Genomic DNA, 20351 nt, shown 5'->3' with positions numbered 1-20351 from the left:
ATGAATTTTGCTGCGAATTTCGCTGCCGCACCGCGCAGCGCGCCGGCCTTCAAGCCGCTCGCCCTGGCCTGCGCCCTGTCCTTGTCCGCCGTCTGCGCCCAGGCGCTAGCCCAGGCTCAGGTCCAAGACCCTGCGCTTCCTTCCATCGTCGTCACCGGCGCCCGCTTCCCCGTCGAGACGGGCCTGGCCCCGATCGGCGCCACCGTCATCACCGCGGACGAGATCCGCCGCGCCGGCGCCACCGACGTCAACGAAGCGATCCGCAAGGTCGGCGGCGTGTACGGCCGCCAGAGCCTGGACGCCTCGCCCGATTTCGCGCTCGACCTGCGCGGCTTCGGCTCCAACAGCGCCCAGAACCTGGTGGTGATGGTCGACGGCGTGCGCCTGAACGAGAACGAGCTGGCCAACACCGTCCTGTCGAGCATCCCGGTCGACAGCGTCGAGCGCATCGAGATCACGCGCGGCGGCAGCAGCGTGCTGTACGGCGACGGCGCCACTGGCGGCGTGATCCACATCGTCACCCGCCGCGCAGGCCAGGACGGCACGCACGGCTCCGTGTTCGCCGAGGCCGGCCGCTTCGGCCACCGCGACCTGCGCGCCACGATCCGCCATGGCGCCGGTCCCTGGTCCTTCGACGCCGCCGTCGCCGACCGCAGCACCGACGGCTACCGCGCCAACAGCGCCTTCGACCAGAGCACGGCCAGCGCCGGCCTGCAATACGCCTGGGCGCCGGGCAGCCGCGCCGGCGTGCGCGTCGAGCGCGCGCGCTCGGACTCGCGCTTCCCCGGTTCGCTCACCGAAGCCCAGTACGCCCTCGATCCGCGCGCAAGCTTCACGCCGCTCGACTTCGGCGCTCTCGATACCGACCGCGTCAACGCCTTCGCCGAGCAGCGCGTGGGCGCCTTCGACCTGGCGGCCGAGCTGTCGCACCGCAAGCGCGAGCTGGAAGCCAATTACTTCTTCGGCGGCGCCTACTCGCGCTCGACCTACGACACCGAACAAACGCAGTTTTCGCCGCGCCTGCGCCATAGCGCGCTGCTCGGCGGCCAGCGCAACGAACTGGTGGCCGGCGTCGACCTGATCCGCTGGGAGCGGGAAGTGCGCTCCGCGTTCTCGGCTGGCGACGCGCGCCAGGATTCCAGGGCGGTCTACCTGCGCGACGAACTGCGCTGGTCCGCGCCGCACAATGCGCGCCTGGCCGCGGGTGTGCGTCATGAGAAGTTCGAGAAGGACTACCTGGATCCGCTGGCCTTCATGGATGAAAGCCGTTCGCAGTCGCTGAACGCCTGGTCGCTGGAAGGCAGCATCGACGTGATGCCGGCCGTGACGCTGTTCGCCAAGGCCGGCCGCAGCTACCGCATCCCGAACGCCGACGAGAACAGCCTGCGCTCCAGCCTCGAGGTGCTGCAGCCGCAGACCTCGCGCGACCTGGAGCTGGGCGTCACGGCCGGCGGCAAGGAGCGCCAGTTGACGGCGCGCCTGTTCCGCCACCGCCTGCGCAACGAGATCTTCTACGACCCGACCATCGGCTGGGGCGCCAACACCAACCTCGACCCGACCCGCCGCCAGGGCCTGGAAGTGGAGGGCGAGGCCGCGCTGGGCAAGGATTGGCGCTTTACCGGCCAATGGCAGCGCGTGGACGCAGAGTTCACTGCCGGCCCGAACGCGGGCCGCGAGATGGTGCTGGTGCCGAAGAACGTGGTCACGGCGCGCCTGGCCTGGGCGCCCGGCGGCGCCCACAGCGCCGACATCGGCGTCCAGTGGGTCGACAAGCAGCGCTTCGGCAGCGACTTCCGCAACGACTGCAATGCGCGCATCCCGTCGTACACGACGGTGGACGCCCGCTACGCCTACCGCCTGGGCGCCTGGGAAGCCGCGGTCAGCGGCCTGAACCTGTTCGACCGCGACTACTACAGCAACGCCTTCGGCTGCCGCTCAGGCATCTACCCGAGCGACGGCCGCCAGCTGAAGCTGTCGCTGCGCTACGCGTTCTGAGCCATGAAGCGCCCCCTCCTTGCCCTCCTGGCCTGCAGCCTCGGCGCCGCGCACGCGGCGGTGAGCGTGACCGACGACGCCGGCCGCAAGCTGAGCCTGGCGCAGCCGGCCCAGCGCGTGATCTCGATGGCGCCCCACGCCACCGAGCTGCTGTTCGCGGCCGGCGGCGGGAGCAGGGTGGTGGGCGCGATGAACTACAGCGACTACCCGGAAGCGGCGCGCAGCCTGCCGCTCATCGGCAGCAACAGCCAGATCGACATGGAGCGGGTGCTGGCGCTCAAGCCCGACCTGATCGTGGTCTGGCACAGTGGGAACACCGCGCGCCAGATCGCCCAGGTCGAGAGCCTGGGCGTGCCGGTCTTCCACAGCGAACCGGTGCGCCTGGAACAGGTGGCGACCGGGATCGAGCGCCTGGGCGTGCTGCTCGGCACGGCGCCGGCGGCGCAGGCCGCGGCGAAGGACTACCGGGCCCGGATCGCGGCCCTGGGTGCGCGCTACGGCAAGCGTTCGCCCGTCTCCGTGTTCTACCAGGTCTGGGACCGGCCCCTGTACACCCTCAACGACGCCCAGATCGCGAGCGACATCATCCGCCTGTGCGGCGGCCGCAACATCTTCGGCGCGCTCAAGGTGGTGGCGCCGCAAGTGGGTATCGAGGCGGTGGTCGAGCGCGACCCCGAGGCCATCCTGGCCGGCAAGCGCTACGACCCGGCCAACCCCGGCCTGGCGCTGTGGCAGCCCTACCGGGGCATGACGGCGGTGAAGCGCGACAACCTGTTCACGGTCGACGGCGACCTGCTGAGCCGTCCGGGACCGCGCACCGCCCTGGGCGCGGCCCGGCTGTGCGAGCAGCTCGACACGGCGCGCAAGCGCCGCCAGGAATTCCCGGTAACGCTTCCTTAAGGAAGCGTTAAAGAGGTAAGCAAATGCAAAAAGATGGGGTCCTTCCCTCTTGGGAACGCCAAAAAAGTGGTAATCTCGCGGTCGTTCGCTCAATCACTTTTAGTGGAAGGATAGTTATGCGCTCTCTGCGTTTTGCCCTCGTTGCCGCCAGCCTGATCGCCGGGTTCGCCAACGCTTCGCCGACCGATCCGAAGAACGGTGCCGAGTTCACCACGCTGTCGGTGCCGCAACCGGTCCAGGCGACGGGCAAGAAGGTCGAGGTGATCGAGTTCTTCGCCTACCACTGCCCGGCCTGCAACGCGATGGAACCGACCCTGAACCAGTGGATCAAGAAGCAGGGCGACAACATCGTCATGCGCCGCATCCACCTGCCGTTCCAGGGCCCGGCCGATCCCGAAGCGCACCTGTTCCTGACCCTGGAAGCCATGGGCAAGCTGGAGGAGTATCATCACAAGGTGTTCCGCGCGGTGCACGTCGAGCGCCAGCGCCTGATGAAGGACGACGACATCATCGCCTGGGCCGCCAAGAACGGCCTGGACCGCGCGAAATTCATGGAAGCATGGAATTCGTTCGGCGTGCAGACCAAGCTGCGCCGCCTGCCGACGGTCGCGCAGGGCTACAAGGTCAGCAGCACCCCGACGATCGTGATCGATGGTAAATACGTGCTGTCCCCGGCCACCGTGGGCGAGGCCAACAAGCTCCAGGGCATGAACCAGGCGCTGGAAGCCACCACCCAGGTCATGGACGCACTCGTTGCAAAGGCAGCCAAGACGAAATGAGCAGTGACGACGTCGAACGCGAAGTCCTGAAGATGTACGAGGGGTCGCGGCCCCGCGAGGAAGAGCTGTTCGAGACCAGCAGTTTCAACCACCTGGCGTGGTCATTGGCGGCGTTCTTCGCGGGCGTCGCCATCTGGCTCGCCATTGCCCTCGTCAATGCCGAGAACCAGCGCTATGCGCTGATGACCAACAAGTGCCCCGATCCGCTGTTCAAGGGCGGCATCGACAAGGACTGCCTGGTGCTGGTGCAATCGCGCGACCACTGGTGGGAACACCTGTGGTTTGCGGTGACGCATGTGCGGACGCAGCCGGAGCATCCAGACCGGTAGGGTTGGCGGCTTTGCCGCCGACGCGGTGATAGGTGGCAGCAAGATCCGGCGCGAAAGCGGAGCCGGTAACGATCACCGCGCGGACGGCGGAGCCGTCCACGCTACTTGATTTCATAGGCGCAGCGCCGTGCGCCACTGAGCTGGTGCTCGATCCTCATCACCTTCACCTCCGGCCCCAGCACCCGCTGGAACACGTCCAGTTCCGACCTGCAGAAGTTCTGGCAGGCCGCGGCCGCGGCGCAGATCGGGCAGTGGTTCTCGACCAGCAGCATGCTGCCGTCCTCCCGCAGCTCGGCCTCGGCCATGTAGCCTTCGTCGTCGCGCGCGGCGGCCAGCGCCGCCACTTTTTCCTGCAGCGTCGCCGCCGCCCCGATCCGCGCGCGATAGGCCGCTTCGCTCGCCCCTTCGCGCGCCGCGATCAGCTGCTCCACCGCCGCCTCGCCGAACAGGCTGCGCACCTGCTTGACCAGGTCCACGGTCAGCTCGGCATGCCGGTCCGGGAAACGCGCATGGCCCCGTTCCGTCAGGCGCCAGCGCCGTACCGGCCGTCCCACCTTGCCGCCGCTGTCTTCCCAGGCCACCAGGCCCTTGTCCTCGAGCTGCTCGAGCTGGCGCCGCGCGCCCATCGAGGTTTGCTGCAAGTATTCGGCCATTGCCTGGGCCGTCTGCGGGCCGCGCATCTTCAGGTATTGCAGGATCTGTTCGCTGGTATTCATCCGTTCTTCATCCCGGCATGCGCGCTGCGCAGGCTCCAGCTGCGCAGGCCGAAGGCGGCCCAGGCGGTCAGCAGGCCGCCGGCCACCAGCACCGCGCGGGTGTCGATCAGGGTCAGCACGGCGCCGGCCAGGGCCATCACGATGTTGGCCAGGCAGAAGGTGGTCGACAGCAGGCCCATCACGCTGCCCTGGCCGTGCTGGGCGAACTCGTCGGCCGACCAGCTCTGCAGCGCGGCATTGTAGAAGGCATGCGGCAGGCCGAAGGCGATGATGGCCAGGATGCCCAGCAGCAGGTTGCCAAATCCCACGCACAGGATGGCGAGCGCCGCCGCGCCCGCATAGGAAGCGGCGCGCCGCCGGCCTTCGACCGCGCTGGCGCGGCCGGCGAACAAGGCGGTGAAGGTCATCAGCGCGCACATGCCGGTATTTACGAAGGCGATCTCGCGCGCATCGAAGCCGCCCACGTCCACCAGCCACAGCGGGAAGAATTCGTAGAGCGCGGCCACGCCGCAGGTGTAGGCGAAGTGGACCGTGAACAGGGTGCGCAGCGGCAGGTGGCCCAGTAGCGTGAAGGCATGGCGGCGGCGGGCGAGCTCCCACCAGCCATGCGGCGCAGGCGGGACCACGGCCGGCGGCAGGCTCAGGGCCACGCAGGCCGCGCCCAGCAGCAGGGCGCCCGAGGCGATGTAGAAGGGCAGCGTGATGCCACCCGCCATCGAGAAACCGGCCAGCAGCGGCCCAACCAGCCAGCCCAGGTGGAAGGCGCCGTTGAGCCAGGACAGCGCGTGGTTGCGCAGCGGACCCTGGATGCGTTCGATGACGATGGCGCGCATCACCGAGCCGTTCCCTTCCAGCAGGCCGGTGGCGAAGCGCGCGGCCAGGAACAGCGCATACGATTCCATCACCAGCGCCAGCGCCGTCAGCACGTGGCCGATGGCGGCGCCGACCGTGGTCAGGAGCAGGGCGCGGCGGCGCCCGAAGCCGTCCGCCAGCGGTCCCAGTACCGCGCTGCCCAGCAGCAGGCCCACCGGGTTGACCATCAGGGCGATGCCCAGCAGGAGCTTGGGAGGCAGGCCGAGGAAGGTGTTCAGGCCGTTGGCGCCGCCGTCCGCGAACAGCGGGGCCAGCAGGGGGTAGGGCAGGGAAGCGCCCGTGGTGGACAGGAGTCCCAGGCCGCACAAGGTGGCGATCAGGAGGCGGTCGTTCATGGCGGCGGGCGAAAGTGGGAATAGCGTCAGCCTACGCCTGGCTGGGAAATAAGTAAACGAATTTGTTTATTTATTCACCCTATTCGTCCGCAGGGAGGGTAATCAGGAAACGCGCCCCGCCCAGCGCCGAGCTTTCCGCGCGCAGGCTGCCGCCGTGCAGGGCCACCGCCTTCTGCGCGATCGACAGGCCCAGCCCGAAGCCGCCGGTGGCGCGGTCGCGGCTGCGGTCGAGGCGGTAGAAGGGGTCGAAGATCTTGTCGCGCTCGTCCTCGGGGATGCCGGGGCCGTCGTCGTCGACGGCGATCTCGATGCGGCCGGGCAGCCTGCGCGCCGATAGCAGGATGTGTCCGGCCGCGTACTTCTGCGCGTTGCGCAGCAGGTTGCCGATCGCGCGCGCCAGCAGGCGTCCGTCGGCTTCGATGCTGCCGAGTCCGGAAGCAAAGTCGCAGTCGAGCCTGGCGGCGGCATGGGGCAGGGCGGCGCAGCATTCCTGCAGCAGCCCGTCCAGCGACAGGGTGCTGGCCTGGAGGCTGCGTGCGCTGTCGAGCTTGCTCATGTCGAGCAGTTCGCTGACCAGGTTGTTCAGCTCGGCCAGGTCGCCTTCCATGGCGGCGATGCGCTTGCTCAGGTCCGGATCCTTGGCGCGCGCGTCCAGCAGTTCGAGCGCGAATTCCAGGCGCGCGATCGGCGTGCGCAGCTCGTGCGACACCGAGTGCAGCAGGCTGCGCTGGGCTTCCAGCAGGTCTTCGATGCGGCCCGCCATGTGGTTGATGCGCTCGGCCAGTGGATAGATGGTGGCCGAGGGCTTCATGTGGGTGCGCACGCTCAGCTTGCCGCTGCCGAACTCGTCGGCCATGCGCGACAGCGCCTGCAGTCCCTGCCAGTGCGAGCGCGACCACAGCGCGATCGGCACCAGCAGGGCGATCGCGACGATGACGTAGCGCAGCGCTTCCATCTTGAGCGCCTGGCCGATGTCGATCGGCAGGTTCTGGGCGTGCAGCACTTCCTCGTGGCTGCCGATGTAGCGCTCGCCCTCCAGGTCGACGCGCCGGAAGAAGGCTTTGTTTGCCGGGTCGAGCACGATCTCGCCGCGGTCCAGGACGGTGCGCTGCGCGCGCGACAGGCGCGCACGGACGCTTTCCAGCGGCACCAGGTCGTAGCGCACGGTGGACACTTCGCGGACATTGTTCAGGCGCGCCAGCCATTCGTCGGCCGGGGCCTTGTCCACGTATTGCTCGAGCAGGAAGATCTGGGCCGCGGCCTGGCTGCGCGCGATGTCTTCCAGCGGGTCGCCGAACAGGCGGCTGAAAGCGAAATAGATGACGAAGGTGGCGGCCGTGATCGACAGCATGACGAGCACGAAGAAACGGAAGAAGATCCGGTTCACGGTGCCGTCCTCGGTAACTGTCGGTATCGGGATGCTGCCAAATACATAACTTCTCCTCAGCCGGCATTGTACAGGTGCAATGCCGGCTGAGGGGGCGAAAAAAAATGGGGCCCACTTCCATGAAGCCAGGCGAACGCGAGTTTTTCCCCCTTACAAATTAATGACAATTACTCGACATCTGAGGGGGGAATAAAAAAGGACGGGCGTCTACCATGATGCTTCATCAGGAATTCAGGTTTTCCGTTTGCCCACCTGATGCGCGAGTGTCGGTGGGTTTTTTTATTCAGGAGTGGCCGGGCGGCAGCCCGCCCGGCCCTCGATCATCCGGCGCCGGGCGCCAGGCAGGGAGGCAGGAGATGGGCATGTTCGATCGCGTTCTGATGGCCGGCGCCACCGCCTGCGCCTTGCTCGCCGGGTGCGGCGGCGGCGCCGACAGCGCCGCGCTGGGTAACCAGCAGTCCGGCCAGGGCATCGCCGTGGGCGAGCCGAACGGCGGCGTGCCGGTCGTGTCCGAGTTCGTGAAGGAAGTGCAGGGAGCGCCCTGCGCCGGGGAGCGCAACCGCTTGTTCCTGGTCGACAGCAAGTACGTGGTCTGGGACCGCGCCGGCCAGTGCGCCGACAATGCCTGGGGCCTGGTCCTGATGGGCCCGACCCCGCAAGCCGTGCTGTGCTCGGCGGGCGACAGCATCGCCGGCCCGCAAACCACATGCGCCGACGAAAGCGCCCGCCCGCTGTTCCTGACCATCCAGAAAAACCTCGACAAGGCCGACCTCGGCCTGGGCAGCGGCCACAAGGTCGAGCCGGTGCGCTTTCTGCCGAAGGACGGCGAGCCGGTGGCCTTCCGCTCCGTGGCCAAGGAAGCCTTCTCCGGCGTCGGCGCCGCGCGCGAAGTCGTGATCAAGGACCAGGCCGCCTGGAGCGCGCTGTGGGCCGAGCATACCCGCAACCGCACGCCGGCCCCGCCGCTGCCGGAAGTGGATTTCGCCAGCCAGATGCTGGTCGGCGTGTTCAGCGGCGACCGCGGCAACGGCTGCATCGAGACCTCGGTGCTGCGTACCGTGGCGCGCGGCGGCAAGCTGGTGGTCGAGTACGAAGAACGGGACATCACGGCGGTGGCGATCTGCATGGCCGTGGTCAGCCAGCCGATGCAGGTGGTGGCGGTGGACCGGATCGACGAGAAGGTCGAGTTCGTCAAGGTGGCGTCGGGCTCCCTGGCCCTGCGCACCCTGGACCACGGCAACGCTTCCCTGGTCGCCTCGCCGCGCAAGGTCGTCGTGCGCGACGAGGCAGCCTTCCGGGCCCTGTGGGCCGAGCACGCGGGGCCGGAGGCCAAGGCCCCAGCGGTCGACTTCGCCAGCCAGATGGTGATCGGGGTGTTCCTGGGGCCGCGCTCGACGTGCTACGGCACCAGCATCGAGCAGGTAAGCCGCTCGGCCGACCACATCACGGTGCACCAGGTGAACACGGAACCCGGCCCGGGCATCGCCTGTATCGCGCTTGTCGGCCACCCGGCGCATCTGGTGGCGGTCGAGCGCAGCGAACTCCCGGTGGAATTCGCCGAAGAAACTCGTACCACGAGGTAACAATATGGGAGAGTTTGGCTTGCTCGACGTAAAATACGCGGTCACCGACTCTTCCACGATGTGAACATGAAAAAGCTTTTCGCCCTGGTCCTGGCCGTCTCGGGCAGCGCAGCAAGCGCGCAGACGCCGACCACCAACCCGATGCCCGACGGCAGCCGCGACATGTATGTCGGGCTGGGCGCGGTCTCGGCGCCGCGGTACGAAGGGGCGGACAGCAGGAAAGTATCGGCCTTGCCCTTGCTGCAGGTGCAGTGGAGCCACGGCCTGTTCATTTCGGGCATGAGCCTGGGCATGCATTTGTCCGAGCGCCCGACGGTCGAGTACGGTCCGCTGCTGAGCGTGCACGCCAGCCGTGACGAGTCCGGCCTGGGCGGCTCCATCGACGACTTCCAGGGTTCCTCCCTGTTGCCGAGCGCAATCCCGGAAACCTTCGGCCGGCGCGGCAATCCCCTGGTCGGCATGGACGAGATCGACGCGCGCCTGCAGGTGGGCGGCTTCTTCAATTATTACGTGGCGCCGCAGTGGCGCTTCACCAGCAGCGCGGTGGTCGGCGCCGGCGTCGAGCGCGACGGCGTCCAGCTGCAGCTGGGCGTGCAGCGCCTGGCGGCCTGGATCGCACCGCACCACTCGCTGTCGTTCACCGCGGGCGCCACGGTGGTCAACCGCGCCTACAACCAGTCCTACTTCGGGGTCAGCCCGGCGCAAGCGCGCTCGAGCGGCAACCCCGTCTACACGCCGGACAGCGGCCTGAAGGACGTGCGCGCCGGCGTGCGCTGGAACTGGGCCCTGAGCCCGTCCTGGATGCTGACCACGAATGTCCAGGCCATGCGCCTGATGGGCGATGCCCGCCGTAGCCCGCTCGTCGAGCGGCCCAACAACCTGACGGTTTCGACCGCGCTAGCCTACCGGTTCTGATGATGCGTTACGCCCCCATCACCGCATGCGTCTGCCTGCTCCTGACGGCCCTTCCGGCCGCGGCGCAGTCGCAGCCGCTCGCCGGTGAATGGGTGAGCTACCGCGACGCCTACCGGGCGATGGTCCTGTTCGACAAGTACGGCGGCGCCAAGAACCTGCTGCAGACCCACCTGCAGGTGGCGCCGAAGGAAAAGGGCGTGCTGGGAGAGGGCGTGCAGCTGGTACTGAGCGGCAAGTCCGTCCAGACCAGCCTGCCGCTCGACGCCACCGGGCGCGGCACGCTGCCGCTGCTCAAGGCCGCCTATGACGAGAACGCGGTGCTGGCCCCGAGTCGGCGCCTGGGCGGCTTCGTGATCCGTCCGCGGGTGTCGCTGGCCCCGCGCGCGGACGGCGCCTATGACCTCGCTGAGTTGCGCACCGCCTGCGAGCAGGCGCTCGGCTTCGCGCGCTATGCCGACGCGACGGCGCGCGGGCGCCAGTGCGCCGGCGTGCGCCTGGTGTTCGCCCGCAAGGGCGTGGGCGCGGCGGTGCGCGTGCGCCGTCCGGACGGCGCCGAACAGGCCCTCCCGGTCGCGCGCGGCCCGGCCTTCGCCGGCGACCTCGACGACGACTTCCCGGTCGTCGTCTACCGCTTCGCGGCCGCCGAACGCGGCCAGCTCATCAGCTATAACGCCCCGCTGGCCATCGTGCCGCTGTTCGAGTAACTTCTTCCTTGCCGGTCGGTCCCAAGATCAGTGCTCGTCGTTCGCGGCGGTTGGGGGCGCGTCGTACCCGCAGCCGCGCGCCGGCGGCTTGCGCAGCTCGCCGCGCGACAGGATGCGCTGGATCGTGAGTTCCGGAATATTGACATCGGCAAGGTATTGTTCCGCATAGGCGGTGCCGAAATGCCGTTGCAGCCGGATGCCCACCTCGATCAGCGCCTGGCGATGCAGATCCTGCCTGCGCTCGCTGGGAGGACTATTTTCCATGGTAGTTTCCTCGGAAGTCCATTCACGCCCGCATTGATCTATAATTTAGAACGGTAGAGCCAGCATAGCACTTTTAGTGATGGTAGCACAGTGACTGTTCGGCAGTGCTGGGGCGCATGATGCAAACGATAAAGCGGAAACGGCCTCGATGAGCGAACTTCATCGGATTACCGATGCTAACCTGATTTCGGCGCGCTGTTACGGCATCGAGCTCGATGTCGAGGGAACGTGCGAGACGCTCGCATCCAGGCTGGGCAGGGAGAAACGGCCCTTGCTGGCCGAGCTCGCCGACCTGCTGCGCCACGAAAAGATGTTCCGGGCCATCGTGCTGCATGCCTGGCCGGACCCGCGCGATCCCGCCGTGGTCGAGCTGCAGGCCCAAGCGCGGCGCGGACTGGCCCAGGTCGACACTCTGACGGGACGGCGGCGGCGCTAGCGCTGGACGCGCGCGGGCAGGCGCGACAGGACGAATTTTGCCGTGTACAGCACCAGCAGGGTGCCGACGAAATCGCCGGTGGCCATCACGAAGAAGCCCGAGAACGGGCGTTCCGGCTCGGCGAAGGCGAACCACAGGTGATGCAGCAGGGGACTGGCCAGGGCGAAGGCGAACGAACACAGCAGCAGGCGGCGCGGGGTCAGGTTCTGCAGGCTGGCCATCAGGCCCCAGTGGCGCTGCATGATGAGGTAGACCATGTAGGGCGCGGCGCTGGCCAGGATGCCGCCGATGAAGGAGCGGATCATGTCGTCCGGGAAGAAGTACAGGAAGCACACCGCCCAGGACACGAGCAGCAGGCCGATCGCGCCCGCGCCGCCGAAGAGCAGGGTGCACAGCAGGCGCACGCCGGCCGGGAGATAGATCCAATTGATCCCGCTGGAGAATTCCAGGCGGGTAAAGAGGAGCTCGTTGAGAGCGAGCGTGGCGATGAAGAGCGCGATGGTCGCGGCGATCATCATGACCTGCAGTTTTAGCTGGCTCATGCCGTGTTGTCGTTGGAGTAAAATGGCTTGCCTGCCCAACCAGAACCAAAGCTTAGCCGAAACCGGCTTAAAGATGCAATCGAGAATCGAGTTTTGATGAAAAAGCTTCGTCCCGCCGATGTGTATATGCGCTTTTTGCAACTGACGGAAGCGATCCGCGGGCTTCCGTCGTTGCCCGACCTCGATCCGCTCGAGGAACGCATCCTCACGGTCGTGGCCCGGGCCCAGCAGGAGCAGCAGCGGCTGTCGGTACGCGACATGATGGGCAAGCACGAGCTGGGCGCGCCGGCCACGGTGCACGCGCGCCTGAAATCGATGCGCGAGAAGGGCTGGATCATGCTGAGCGAAACCGAGGACGCGCGGCGCAAGCAGATCGAGCTGACCCAGGCCGCGCTGCAGCATTTCGACCGCCTGTCGCAGTGCATGCTCAAGGCCGCCGACGGCGAGGCCTGAGTTCCTAAGGTCTAACTGATTGAGTTTGCGCCGCAATTGGCTTATTCGTAGGGTGGAGGGGGGCGCGCAGCCGGGTCCCCCGTCCACGCGGTGATAAGTAAAGGCTCCGCTTTCGTGCCGGTTGAACTCGCCGCAAACGATCACCGCGTGGACGGCGAAGCCGTCCACCCTACCATGCGCCAACAATTATCTTGTCGCCTCCGCGTTCAGTCAGATAGACCTCAGCGCGTTCCTAATTCCAGGCCGAGGGGGAGAACAGGTAGCCTTCTCCCCACACCGTCTTGATCTTTTCCGAATCGACGTCGTCGAACTTGCGGCGCAGCTTGGAGATGCAGTTGTCGATGCTGCGGTCCAGGCCGTCGAATTCGATGCCGCGCATTTTCTTGAGCAGCGCATCGCGCGACAGCACCCGCCCGGCCGCCTCGGCCAGCACCAGCAGCAGCTTGTATTCGGTATTCGACAGCACGCAGGGCTGGCCGCGCCAGACCACGCTGCGGTCCGAGGTGGCGATGCGCAGCGCGCCGAACTGCAGCACGCGGGTATCCAGGCCGGATTTGGCCTGGGTGCGGCGCATCAGCGCGCGCAGGCGCGCCAGCAGCACGCGCGGCTGGACCGGCTTGTTGACGAAGTCGTCCGCACCCTGTTCCAGGCCCGAGACTTCATCGTAGGAGTCCTCGCGCGCGGTGAGAATCAGGATCGGCACCTCCGATTGTTCGCGGATCTGGCGGCAGACCACCATGCCGTCCAGGCCGGGCAGCATCAGGTCCAGCACCACCACGTCGGGACTGAGTTCCTTGAAGCGGTCGAGGGCGGCGTCGCCGCGGGTGACCAGGTCCACCGAAAACTCGTAGCCGGACAGGTATTCCGTGACGAGCTCGGCCAGGCGCGCGTCATCTTCCACCAACATCACTCGGTACATGCATTTCTCCTTGGTCTGCCATTGTATAAGACCAACTGTAGAAAAACACACCCTCCCCAAGGGGGTGACAATTGATTACAGATTCAGGACAAATTCGCGCCGGAATTAGCCCTGGACGTCAGCGCGGGTCGTTCACTTCCCGCAGCAGGGTGCGCCAGTCGGTGTTGTACAGCACCCCGACCAGGCGGCCGAATTCGCTGGTCGGATGCAGCCGCTGGCGCACGACCTCGTTGTGCTCGGACGAGGTGGTGCCGACGTAGACGGTCATGAACTGGATGTCCGAGCGCGGGCGCGTGGTGTCGATCAGGTTCGGGTTCAGCACCAGGCCGCCGGAGGCGTCGCGTACGTAGAGCGGGCGTTCGGTGTTCGGAATGACGAACATATAGCCGTCGCGCAGCACCGTCATGCCGTTCCAGGCGCCCAGCGGAGCGCGCCGCTCCAGCTCGTCGGTATCGTTGACGACGATGCGCATGACGGCGCCTTCGCCGGGGCTGTGGTAGCTGCCGTCCGGGAACTGGCGCGTGTCGGGGTCGTCCAGGCGGATCGGATAGGCGAGCAGGGTGGCCCGGCCGGCCAGCGCATGGCCCATCGGGCCGCCGCGCTCGTGGCCGAAGCTGCCGCCCGGGCGCAGGCTGGCGCCGCGGATGTTCGCCAGCGCCGGGTGGGCCAGCACGCGCGGGAAGATCGCCTCGAGTTTACGCTGCAGGTCCGCCGTGCCCGGATATTTGCGGCTGCCGCCGAAACTGGTCGGCTTGCCGATGACGTGGCCGGGCGCGTCGCGGTCCGGGGTGGTCCCGCGCGTGACCGGATCGGGCCGGCTCCAGTAGTCGGCCAGGTAGTCGCCATGAAAGACCACGCCGTCGTCGAAGGTGATGCGGGTGGCGCGCGGCACGATGGCGGGAGCGGGATACACCGGGATGGCGCCCGCGGCGGCTGCAACCGGCGCTGGCGCCGCGGGTGGCGCCGCGCGGGGCGCGCCCAGCTGCCTGGCCGTCTGCTGGATCGCGGTGTTGGCCGCCTGTTTGGCCAGGTTGTTGAGCCAATCGTTGGCCCGGGCCGGCCCGGATGCCAGCAGCGCCTGGGCCAGGATCAGGCAGGGGAGGAGTCGATGTGTCATAGTCAGGGTGGGCGAGCGGTGTCGAGCTTGTCACTCTGAGGCCGGCACAGCGGTGGCGCCAGCCCCACCGAGGGGGGCAGACGCCGCGCTGCGGCGTCGCTCGTCGTGTCATCGTCCTGTCACATTCCTGTCCTAGTCTGAACGTGCCGATAACAAAACCAGGGAGGCAACCATGAACTGGCTGAACAATCTGCGCGCCGACCGCCGCCGGCGCGCATCGACCTACCGCAGTGCGCTGGCGGACCTGCCGCCGGGCCTGGAAGCCGCATGGCGGCGCAGCGCTTCCACCGCCTTCCCGGGCATCCCCACGGATGCCCTTTTTTTCGTCCGCGCGGCCGAGGGCCTGCTGGGCTTCTTCCACGCGGTCAGCGCCAGCGGCGCGCGCTGCGCCTTGCCCTCGCTGGCGGCGGACTCGGTATGGCATGCCTGGCTGGAGCACGATCCGATCGGCCTCGAGCGCTTCTGCCGGCGCCACTTCGGCAGCACCGTGCCGCACCTGGGGGCGGCCCAGCTCGAGCGCGGCGCCCTGGCCACCAGCCTGGTCGCCTGCCGCGGGCTGGAAGACATCCCCCTTACCGGACCGGCCTTGCCTTCGCTGTTCAGCCTGGATGCGCGGCTGGGCATGCCGGGCGGTCACGGTTACTGGGTGCAGCACGGCGAGGTCGCCTATGCCCGGCTCGACGGGCAGGGGCGCCGGCTGGGGACGCCGCTGCGCCAGCCGGGTTTGTCGCTGCCGGCCCTGCTGGCCGCCGGGCTCATCACCGAGCAAGTCCATGCCGAGGCGCTGCGCCGGCAGCAGGATAGCGGCGGAAGCGACGGCGGTTCGAGCGGAAGCGGCGACGGTGGCTCGGATTGCGGCGATGGCGGCGGTGGATGCGGCTGTGGCGGCGGGGGCGGCTGCGGCGGTGGAGGAGACTGAGTCGCGCCGGCGCCGGCGCAAGGAAAACGGCCCGCCAGGGCGGGCCGTTTCGTAGGCGGATGCCTGTGCCTGGGCACAGGCCCCATCAGGCCATTCAGGCCATGTTCTGGTTCGCGAAGTCCCAGTTGGCGACGTTCCAGAAGGCTTCCAGGAACTTGGCGCGGGCGTTGCGGTAGTCGATGTAGTAAGCGTGTTCCCAGACGTCGGCGGTCAGCAGGGCCTTGTCGGCGGTGGTCAGCGGGGTCGCGGCGTTCGAGGTGTTGACGATGTCGACGCTGCCGTCCGGCTTTTGCACCAGCCAGGTCCAGCCCGAACCGAAGTTGCCCAGGGCGGCCTTGTTGAACTCTTCCTTGAACTTGTCGAACGAGCCCCACTTGGCGTTGATGGCGTCAGCCACCTTGCCGCTCGGCGCGCCGGCGCCGTTCGGGGTCATGCAGTTCCAGAAGAAGGTGTGGTTCCAGACCTGGGCCGAGTTGTTGAACAGGCCGCCCGACGATTTCTTGATGATCTCTTCGAGGGGCATGTTCTCGTACTCGGTGCCCTTGATGAGGTTGTTCAGGTTGGTCACATAGGTCTGGTGGTGCTTGCCGTGGTGGTATTCCAGGGTCTCGGCCGAGATGTGCGGCTGGAGGGCGTCCTTGGCGTACGGCAGTGGCGGCAGGGTATGTTCCATGTTCTTTCCTTATTCAGTTGGACGGGTTTGTACCAAAGCGGCGCTTATTCTAAACCGGATGAGGCGATGTTGCATAAATGGCTTCTGACTCACTCGAGTACCGTCTGCACGTGGGCCACGCCGACTTCCGCGCTGCCGCCCGCCAGGCGCACGGTCAGGGTATCGCGCGCGTGGATCGCGGCCGGGTCGCGCAGGACCTGGCCCTTGGCGTCGCGCACGATGGCGTAGCCGCGTTCCAGCGTGCGCTGCGGGTTCAGCAGTTCGAGCTGGGCCGCCAGGGCGGCCAAGGCGTCGCGCCGCCCCTTGACCTGGCTGCACAGGCTGGCGTTCAGGTGGCGCTGGTCGGACAGCAGCTGGGCCCGCACGGCGCGGATGTCGGGCCGGTGGCGCGCCCAGCGCTGGCGCAGCTGGGCCAGCACCAGGCCCTGGCGGTTGAGCGGCTGCTGCACCGCGTGGCCCATGGCGGTGGCCAGCGACAGCAGCCGCAGGCGCTGGTGGCCGATCCGGTCCGAGGGGCTCAGCAGGCGGCGGCCGAGGCTGTCCAGGCCCTGGCTGGCGTCGGACAGGGTGCGGCGCATGGCGCGCCGCAGGTCCATGGCGTCGGCGGAGAGCGAACCGATCCAGTCGGCGCGCGGCGTGGCGGCCAGTTCGGCGGCCGCGGTCGGGGTGGCAGCGCGCATGTCGGCGGCGAAGTCGGCGATGGTGAAGTCGGTCTCGTGGCCCACGCCCGAGATCACGGGAATGCTGCAGGCGGCGATGGCGCGCGCCACGCACTCCTCGTTGAAGCACCATAGGTCCTCGATCGAGCCGCCGCCGCGGCACACCAGCAATACATCGGCCTCGGCGCGGCGCGAGGCGGTGGTGATGGCTTCGGCGATCTTGTCGGCCGCGAACTGGCCCTGCACCGGCGCCGGATACAGGATCACCCGCACATGCGGGGCGCGGCGGCGCAGCGCGGTCAGCACGTCGCGCAGGGCCGCGGCCTGGGGGCTGGTGACGATGCCGATGGTGCGCGGGAACAGGGGCAGGGCGCGCTTGCGCTCCTGGTCGAACAGGCCTTGCGCCGCCAGCTTTTCCTTCAGGCGCAGGAAGGCTTCGTACAGCTGGCCGACGCCGGCGCGGCGCATCGCCTCGACATTGATCTGGTAGTCGCCGCGCGCGCCATACAGCGTGACCAGGGCGCGCACCTCGACCTTGTCGCCTTCGCGCGGGACGAAGCCGGCCATCTGGGCGCGGCTGCGGAACATCACGGCGCGCACCTGGGCGGCATCGTCCTTGAGCGTGAAATACCAGTGGCCCGAGCTGGCGCGCGTGAAGTTGGAAATCTCGCCGCCGATCCAGACCAGTGGAAAACTGCGTTCGAGCAGGCGCGCCACCTGCTGGTTAAGGGCGGTGACGGTCAGTACCGGTGGAGCGGTATAGGCGGGATCGGCGTCGGTAGGGGCGTGCATGCTGGTGTCGGTTGCGGGAACAAAGCAGATGCTTATGTCATATCTTGATGCAAACGACAAGTCCTTTGCGGGCAAGGGTGTGAAGCAACATCCTGTTGCTGAATTTCAATGCAATCTATTGAAACCCTTTTGGAATCAATGGCTTGCGAGGCGATGTTCATGCTCAGGTGGTATTTTATCCACAAAATCTGTGGGGAACTCATGCATAAGACCGAAGAGTGCGCGGGATTTGGGCAAGGGAAGCTGTTCTCTTATGTATCAAGGACTTAGGCGTGCATAAATGGGCTTGGTCACATGCTTGTCCACAAAAACTGTGCATAGCCCAATTTCCGCAGCCATTAAAGATCCGGGTTCCAGTAAGGGCGAGAGACTGCACTGCCGTGCTTAAAAATGATGCTCGGAAACTTTGTTGAGGAAAATCAATAGCTTAACCCGGACTAGGTGTCCTTGCACACAACGTTGTCCACAAAACATGTGCACAAGACGGATAAATTCGGATGCCACCCGACAGCACAGTGACCTGGGCGATACCTGCGCGGGCTTCCTGGCTCCGCAAGCGGGCAAGGGCTGTTGCCTATTATTGTAGCAGCGCTATTCGATTTGATTAAAATCAATAGCTTAGGTTGGAAAATATGCCCTTCCTCACACTCTTATCCACAAAAAATGTGCACAGCCGAATATTGCATGCAAGTAACGCCAAAAGTGCAAACAAATGAAGCACGAGCAGCGCTGCTGGCTACGGAAATTGTGCATAAGGCCGCGCTGATGAAAGTTTTGGCAGTAAAGGTTTTCTGATCTAGATCAAGTACTTAGTTGTCAAAATGGGTCCTTGCTCACACTCTTGTCCACAAAAAATGTGAGGAACCGCATTGGGGCGGATGAGAAGTACAGGCTCTCCAGCCTGCCTGTTTTTTGATCTGCCACTAATTGCTGAGCTAAATCAAGGGCTTAGTTGTTGCTAGGCGGCATTGCACACAATTTTGTCCACAGAATTTGTTCGTAACTACAAACAAGCCCGGTGCCAGCTCGAGGGCAAGGCGAGCACTTCAGCAGCTCATCCGGGCAAGTCATGAGCCTGCCATTTTCTTGCGCAGGATCAGAAAGTCCTTACGAATCAATGCACTTAGCCTTGCGGCGACCCCTTGCGCACAATTTTATCCACAGAAGTTGTGCAGAACTCTACTTGCTCCAATGCTGGCAACTTGTTACATTGCCGAGTGATTTTTCTCAACCTAGGAGTTTCTCTTGCTCGCCATTTTCCAAGCTGCAGGCTGGCCGATCTGGCTGTTGTTGATCGCGTCGATCGTTGCTGTCGCCCTGATCGTCGAACGCCTCATTTACCTGCGCCGCGAGAAGATTCTCCCCAAGGCCCTGCTCGATGAAGTCATCCGCGTCTACCGCAGCGGCAAGGTAACACCCGACGTCGTCAACACCCTGGAACAGAATTCGCCGCTCGGCGCCGTGCTGGCCGCCGCGCTGCGCAATGTCGACGCCCCGCGCGACGTGATGAAGGAATCGATCGAGGAAGCGGGCCGCGGCGTGGCCCACGGCCTGGAGCGCTTCCTGACCACCCTCGGCACCATCGCCTCGCTCGCCCCGCTGATGGGCCTGTTCGGCACCGTGGTCGGCATGATCGAGATCTTCGGCGCCCAGAGCCCGACCGGCGGCAGCAACCCGGCCCAGCTCGCGCACGGCATCTCGGTGGCCCTGTATAACACCGGCTTCGGCCTGGCGATCGCGATGCCGGCCCTGGTCTTCTACCGCCACTTCCGCAACCTGGTCGACACCTACGTGGTCGACATGGAACTGCAGGCGGTGAAGTTCGTCGACGTCGTGCACGGATCGCGCAAATGATGGACTTCCGCCGCGGCCGCAGGCCCGAAGAGCCGGAGATCAACCTGATCCCCTTCATCGACGTGCTGCTGGTCGTCCTGATCTTCCTGATGGTCTCGACCACCTACAGCAAGTTCACCGAGCTGCAGATCACCCTGCCGACCGCCGAGGCCGAGAAGCAGCAGGACAAGCCCTTCGAGATCAACGTCACCATCGACGCCAAGGGCAACTACACGGTGAACAACGTGCCGGTGTCCTTCCACAGCGTGGCCGGCCTGGCCCAGGACCTCAAGAACGCCGCCCGCACCCAGGAAGGCCAGGCGGTGTCGAGCCCGGTGGTGATCGTCAACGCCGACCAGTTCGCGATGCACCAGATGGTCATCAACGTGCTGGAAGCGGCGCGCGTGGCCGGCTACGACAAGCTGACCTTCGCGGCCCAGACCGGCACCAAGAAGTAAGCAGGGCGGGTGGGCCCTCCGGCCCGCCGCCTTCTCTCCATGGCATCGAAACTCGAATCGACTTTGACCCGCGCCTGGCTGCGCCGCGGCCCCCTGGCCTGCGCGCTGCTGCCGCTCTCGCTGCTGTTCCGCCTGCTGGCCGCGCTGCGCGCGCGCCTGTTCCGCGCCGGCGTGCTGCACAGCGAACGGTTGCCCGTGCCGGTGATCGTGGTCGGTAATATCTTTATTGGCGGCACCGGCAAGACCCCGCTGACGATCTGGCTGGCGCTGGCGCTGCGCGCGGCCGGCCTGCGTCCGGGCGTGATCTCGCGCGGGCACGGCGGCAAGGAATCCGCGCCGCGCGAAGTCACCCTAGGTTCCAAGCCGAGCGAGGTCGGCGACGAACCGCTCCTGATCGCGGCGCGCGCGGCCTGCCCGGTCTTCGTCGGCCGCCGCCGCGCCGAAGCGGGCAGGGCGCTGCTGGCGGCGCATCCCGAGGTGAACGTCCTGATCGCCGACGACGGCCTGCAGCACTATGCGCTGGCGCGCGACCTCGAGATCGTGCTGTTCGACGGCCGCGGCGTGGGCAATGGCTGGACCCTGCCGGCCGGCCCGCTGCGCGAGCCGCCTTCGCGCCGCCGCGACGTGACGATCGTGAACGCGCCCGAGATCCCGCCGCTTCTCGCGCGCGCCGTCGGCGGCTCGCCCTGGCGCATGCGGCTGGATGGCGCCGGCGCCGAGGCGCGGGGGGGGGGGGGCCCCCGCCCCCGCCCCCCCCCCCCCCCCCCCCC

The 20351-nt window shown here is 66.8% G+C and carries 22 protein-coding genes; 13 read left to right on the top strand and 9 right to left on the bottom strand.

Annotated features, from left to right (window positions below; genetic code table 11):
- The 4 genes from KBW98_RS13190 (at position 1) to KBW98_RS13175 (ending at position 4003) form a co-directional block, all read left to right on the top strand.
- Entirely contained in the window at positions 1-1995 is a 1995-nt protein-coding gene (locus KBW98_RS13190; RefSeq protein ID WP_211520607.1) for a TonB-dependent receptor, read from the top strand.
- Positions 1996-1998: 3 nt separating this feature from the next.
- Positions 1999-2895 (top strand): cobalamin-binding protein, encoded by an 897-nt coding sequence (locus KBW98_RS13185; protein WP_211520606.1) that lies wholly within the window; start codon positions 1999-2001, stop codon positions 2893-2895.
- A 116-nt stretch (positions 2896-3011) separates the two neighbouring features.
- Positions 3012-3674: a thiol:disulfide interchange protein DsbA/DsbL gene (locus KBW98_RS13180; RefSeq protein WP_211520605.1), complete on the top strand. Its 663-nt coding sequence runs from the start codon at positions 3012-3014 to the stop codon at positions 3672-3674.
- Entirely contained in the window at positions 3671-4003 is a 333-nt protein-coding gene (locus tag KBW98_RS13175) for a hypothetical protein (protein WP_211520604.1), read from the top strand. Before KBW98_RS13180 ends, KBW98_RS13175 begins: the two co-directional genes overlap by 4 nt.
- A 101-nt stretch (positions 4004-4104) precedes the next feature.
- Here the strand turns inward: KBW98_RS13175 and KBW98_RS13170 are convergent, their stop codons facing one another.
- From KBW98_RS13170 to KBW98_RS13160, 3 genes are all read right to left on the bottom strand, one after another.
- Positions 4105-4719: a metalloregulator ArsR/SmtB family transcription factor gene (locus KBW98_RS13170; protein ID WP_211520603.1), complete on the bottom strand. Its 615-nt coding sequence runs from the start codon at positions 4717-4719 to the stop codon at positions 4105-4107.
- On the bottom strand, positions 4716-5927 hold the full coding sequence (locus tag KBW98_RS13165; protein ID WP_211520602.1) for an MFS transporter: 1212 nt from the start codon (positions 5925-5927) through the stop codon (positions 4716-4718). Before KBW98_RS13165 ends, KBW98_RS13170 begins: the two co-directional genes overlap by 4 nt.
- Before the next feature lie 79 nt (positions 5928-6006).
- Positions 6007-7314, bottom strand: a complete 1308-nt coding sequence (locus KBW98_RS13160) for an ATP-binding protein (protein WP_211520601.1) — start codon at positions 7312-7314, stop codon at positions 6007-6009.
- 362 nt (positions 7315-7676) lie between these two features.
- Between KBW98_RS13160 and KBW98_RS13155 the strand changes: the two genes are divergently transcribed.
- The 3 genes from KBW98_RS13155 to KBW98_RS13145 all read left to right on the top strand — a co-directional run bounded on the left by KBW98_RS13155 (position 7677) and on the right by KBW98_RS13145 (position 10516).
- Complete coding sequence (locus KBW98_RS13155) at positions 7677-8897, top strand: hypothetical protein (protein ID WP_211520600.1); 1221 nt, start codon at positions 7677-7679, stop codon at positions 8895-8897.
- 66 nt (positions 8898-8963) lie between these two features.
- A complete protein-coding gene (locus KBW98_RS13150) occupies positions 8964-9812 on the top strand; it encodes a MipA/OmpV family protein (protein ID WP_211520599.1) in 849 nt (282 codons plus the stop codon).
- Positions 9812-10516 (top strand): hypothetical protein, encoded by a 705-nt coding sequence (locus KBW98_RS13145; RefSeq protein ID WP_211520598.1) that lies wholly within the window; start codon positions 9812-9814, stop codon positions 10514-10516. The genes KBW98_RS13150 and KBW98_RS13145 overlap by 1 nt, the downstream gene beginning before the upstream one ends.
- Before the next feature lie 27 nt (positions 10517-10543).
- Here KBW98_RS13145 and KBW98_RS13140 read toward each other — a convergent pair whose 3' ends face one another.
- Positions 10544-10780, bottom strand: coding sequence for a hypothetical protein (locus tag KBW98_RS13140; protein ID WP_211520597.1), 237 nt, complete (start codon positions 10778-10780; stop codon positions 10544-10546).
- Between the two features lie 148 nt (positions 10781-10928).
- On the opposite strand from KBW98_RS13140, the gene KBW98_RS13135 reads away from it, so the two are divergent.
- On the top strand, positions 10929-11216 hold the full coding sequence (locus KBW98_RS13135; RefSeq protein WP_211520596.1) for a hypothetical protein: 288 nt from the start codon (positions 10929-10931) through the stop codon (positions 11214-11216).
- Here the strand turns inward: KBW98_RS13135 and KBW98_RS13130 are convergent.
- Positions 11213-11758: a hypothetical protein gene (locus KBW98_RS13130; RefSeq protein WP_211520595.1), complete on the bottom strand. Its 546-nt coding sequence runs from the start codon at positions 11756-11758 to the stop codon at positions 11213-11215. The genes KBW98_RS13135 and KBW98_RS13130 overlap by 4 nt on opposite strands.
- 96 nt (positions 11759-11854) lie before the next feature.
- Between KBW98_RS13130 and KBW98_RS13125 the strand changes: the two genes are divergently transcribed.
- The gene (locus KBW98_RS13125) at positions 11855-12211 is read left to right on the top strand and encodes a winged helix-turn-helix domain-containing protein (protein ID WP_211520594.1); all 357 of its coding nucleotides are present in this window, start codon (positions 11855-11857) and stop codon (positions 12209-12211) included.
- Between the two features lie 232 nt (positions 12212-12443).
- Here the strand turns inward: KBW98_RS13125 and KBW98_RS13120 are convergent, their stop codons facing one another.
- Both KBW98_RS13120 and KBW98_RS13115 read right to left on the bottom strand, forming a co-directional pair.
- Entirely contained in the window at positions 12444-13130 is a 687-nt protein-coding gene (locus tag KBW98_RS13120) for a response regulator transcription factor (RefSeq protein ID WP_211520593.1), read from the bottom strand.
- Between the two features lie 118 nt (positions 13131-13248).
- Complete coding sequence (locus KBW98_RS13115) at positions 13249-14247, bottom strand: hypothetical protein (RefSeq protein ID WP_211520592.1); 999 nt, start codon at positions 14245-14247, stop codon at positions 13249-13251.
- A gap of 172 nt (positions 14248-14419) precedes the next feature.
- On the opposite strand from KBW98_RS13115, the gene KBW98_RS13110 reads away from it, so the two are divergent.
- On the top strand, positions 14420-15166 hold the full coding sequence (locus KBW98_RS13110; protein WP_211520591.1) for a hypothetical protein: 747 nt from the start codon (positions 14420-14422) through the stop codon (positions 15164-15166).
- Between the two features lie 94 nt (positions 15167-15260).
- Here the strand turns inward: KBW98_RS13110 and KBW98_RS13105 are convergent, their stop codons facing one another.
- Complete coding sequence (locus KBW98_RS13105) at positions 15261-15839, bottom strand: superoxide dismutase (RefSeq protein WP_211520590.1); 579 nt, start codon at positions 15837-15839, stop codon at positions 15261-15263.
- Between the two features lie 89 nt (positions 15840-15928).
- Positions 15929-17290 carry an exodeoxyribonuclease VII large subunit gene (gene xseA, locus KBW98_RS13100; protein ID WP_211520589.1) on the bottom strand — a complete coding sequence of 454 codons (1362 nt, stop codon included), beginning with the start codon at positions 17288-17290 and terminating at the stop codon, positions 15929-15931.
- 1245 nt (positions 17291-18535) lie between these two features.
- Here xseA and KBW98_RS13095 point away from each other — a divergent pair.
- The 3 genes from KBW98_RS13095 to lpxK all read left to right on the top strand — a co-directional run.
- Positions 18536-19144 carry a MotA/TolQ/ExbB proton channel family protein gene (locus KBW98_RS13095; protein ID WP_211520588.1) on the top strand — a complete coding sequence of 203 codons (609 nt, stop codon included), beginning with the start codon at positions 18536-18538 and terminating at the stop codon, positions 19142-19144.
- Positions 19144-19581: a biopolymer transporter ExbD gene (locus KBW98_RS13090; protein ID WP_211520629.1), complete on the top strand. Its 438-nt coding sequence runs from the start codon at positions 19144-19146 to the stop codon at positions 19579-19581. The genes KBW98_RS13095 and KBW98_RS13090 overlap by 1 nt, the downstream gene beginning before the upstream one ends.
- A gap of 39 nt (positions 19582-19620) precedes the next feature.
- The coding region (gene lpxK, locus KBW98_RS13085) for a tetraacyldisaccharide 4'-kinase (protein ID WP_211520587.1) at positions 19621-20351 on the top strand (731 nt) is incomplete at its 3' end.

The organism is Massilia sp. ST3, assembly GCF_018119405.1.
GTDB lineage: Bacteria > Pseudomonadota > Gammaproteobacteria > Burkholderiales > Burkholderiaceae_D > Telluria.
Note: the sequence above shows the minus strand (reverse complement) of the source record. Positions and strands in the feature narration are given on the sequence as shown.

Bases quoted from the DNA above. Each gene is read 5' to 3' on its own strand.
- KBW98_RS13115 (WP_211520592.1), bottom strand. From the start codon at position 14,247: ATGACACATCGACTCCTCCCCTGCCTGATCCTGGCCCAGGCGCTGCTG.
- KBW98_RS13130 (WP_211520595.1), bottom strand. From the start codon at position 11,758: ATGAGCCAGCTAAAACTGCAGGTCATGATGATCGCCGCGACCATCGCG.
- KBW98_RS13180 (WP_211520605.1), top strand. From the start codon at position 3,012: ATGCGCTCTCTGCGTTTTGCCCTCGTTGCCGCCAGCCTGATCGCCGGG.
- KBW98_RS13105 (WP_211520590.1), bottom strand. From the start codon at position 15,839: ATGGAACATACCCTGCCGCCACTGCCGTACGCCAAGGACGCCCTCCAG.
- KBW98_RS13110 (WP_211520591.1), top strand. From the start codon at position 14,420: ATGAACTGGCTGAACAATCTGCGCGCCGACCGCCGCCGGCGCGCATCG.
- KBW98_RS13165 (WP_211520602.1), bottom strand. From the start codon at position 5,927: ATGAACGACCGCCTCCTGATCGCCACCTTGTGCGGCCTGGGACTCCTG.
- KBW98_RS13150 (WP_211520599.1), top strand. From the start codon at position 8,964: ATGAAAAAGCTTTTCGCCCTGGTCCTGGCCGTCTCGGGCAGCGCAGCA.
- KBW98_RS13175 (WP_211520604.1), top strand. From the start codon at position 3,671: ATGAGCAGTGACGACGTCGAACGCGAAGTCCTGAAGATGTACGAGGGG.
- KBW98_RS13155 (WP_211520600.1), top strand. From the start codon at position 7,677: ATGTTCGATCGCGTTCTGATGGCCGGCGCCACCGCCTGCGCCTTGCTC.
- KBW98_RS13125 (WP_211520594.1), top strand. From the start codon at position 11,855: ATGAAAAAGCTTCGTCCCGCCGATGTGTATATGCGCTTTTTGCAACTG.
- KBW98_RS13135 (WP_211520596.1), top strand. From the start codon at position 10,929: ATGAGCGAACTTCATCGGATTACCGATGCTAACCTGATTTCGGCGCGC.
- KBW98_RS13190 (WP_211520607.1), top strand. From the start codon at position 1: ATGAATTTTGCTGCGAATTTCGCTGCCGCACCGCGCAGCGCGCCGGCC.
- xseA (WP_211520589.1), bottom strand. From the start codon at position 17,290: ATGCACGCCCCTACCGACGCCGATCCCGCCTATACCGCTCCACCGGTA.
- KBW98_RS13170 (WP_211520603.1), bottom strand. From the start codon at position 4,719: ATGAATACCAGCGAACAGATCCTGCAATACCTGAAGATGCGCGGCCCG.
- KBW98_RS13140 (WP_211520597.1), bottom strand. From the start codon at position 10,780: ATGGAAAATAGTCCTCCCAGCGAGCGCAGGCAGGATCTGCATCGCCAG.
- KBW98_RS13120 (WP_211520593.1), bottom strand. From the start codon at position 13,130: ATGTACCGAGTGATGTTGGTGGAAGATGACGCGCGCCTGGCCGAGCTC.
- KBW98_RS13090 (WP_211520629.1), top strand. From the start codon at position 19,144: ATGGACTTCCGCCGCGGCCGCAGGCCCGAAGAGCCGGAGATCAACCTG.
- KBW98_RS13185 (WP_211520606.1), top strand. From the start codon at position 1,999: ATGAAGCGCCCCCTCCTTGCCCTCCTGGCCTGCAGCCTCGGCGCCGCG.
- KBW98_RS13145 (WP_211520598.1), top strand. From the start codon at position 9,812: ATGATGCGTTACGCCCCCATCACCGCATGCGTCTGCCTGCTCCTGACG.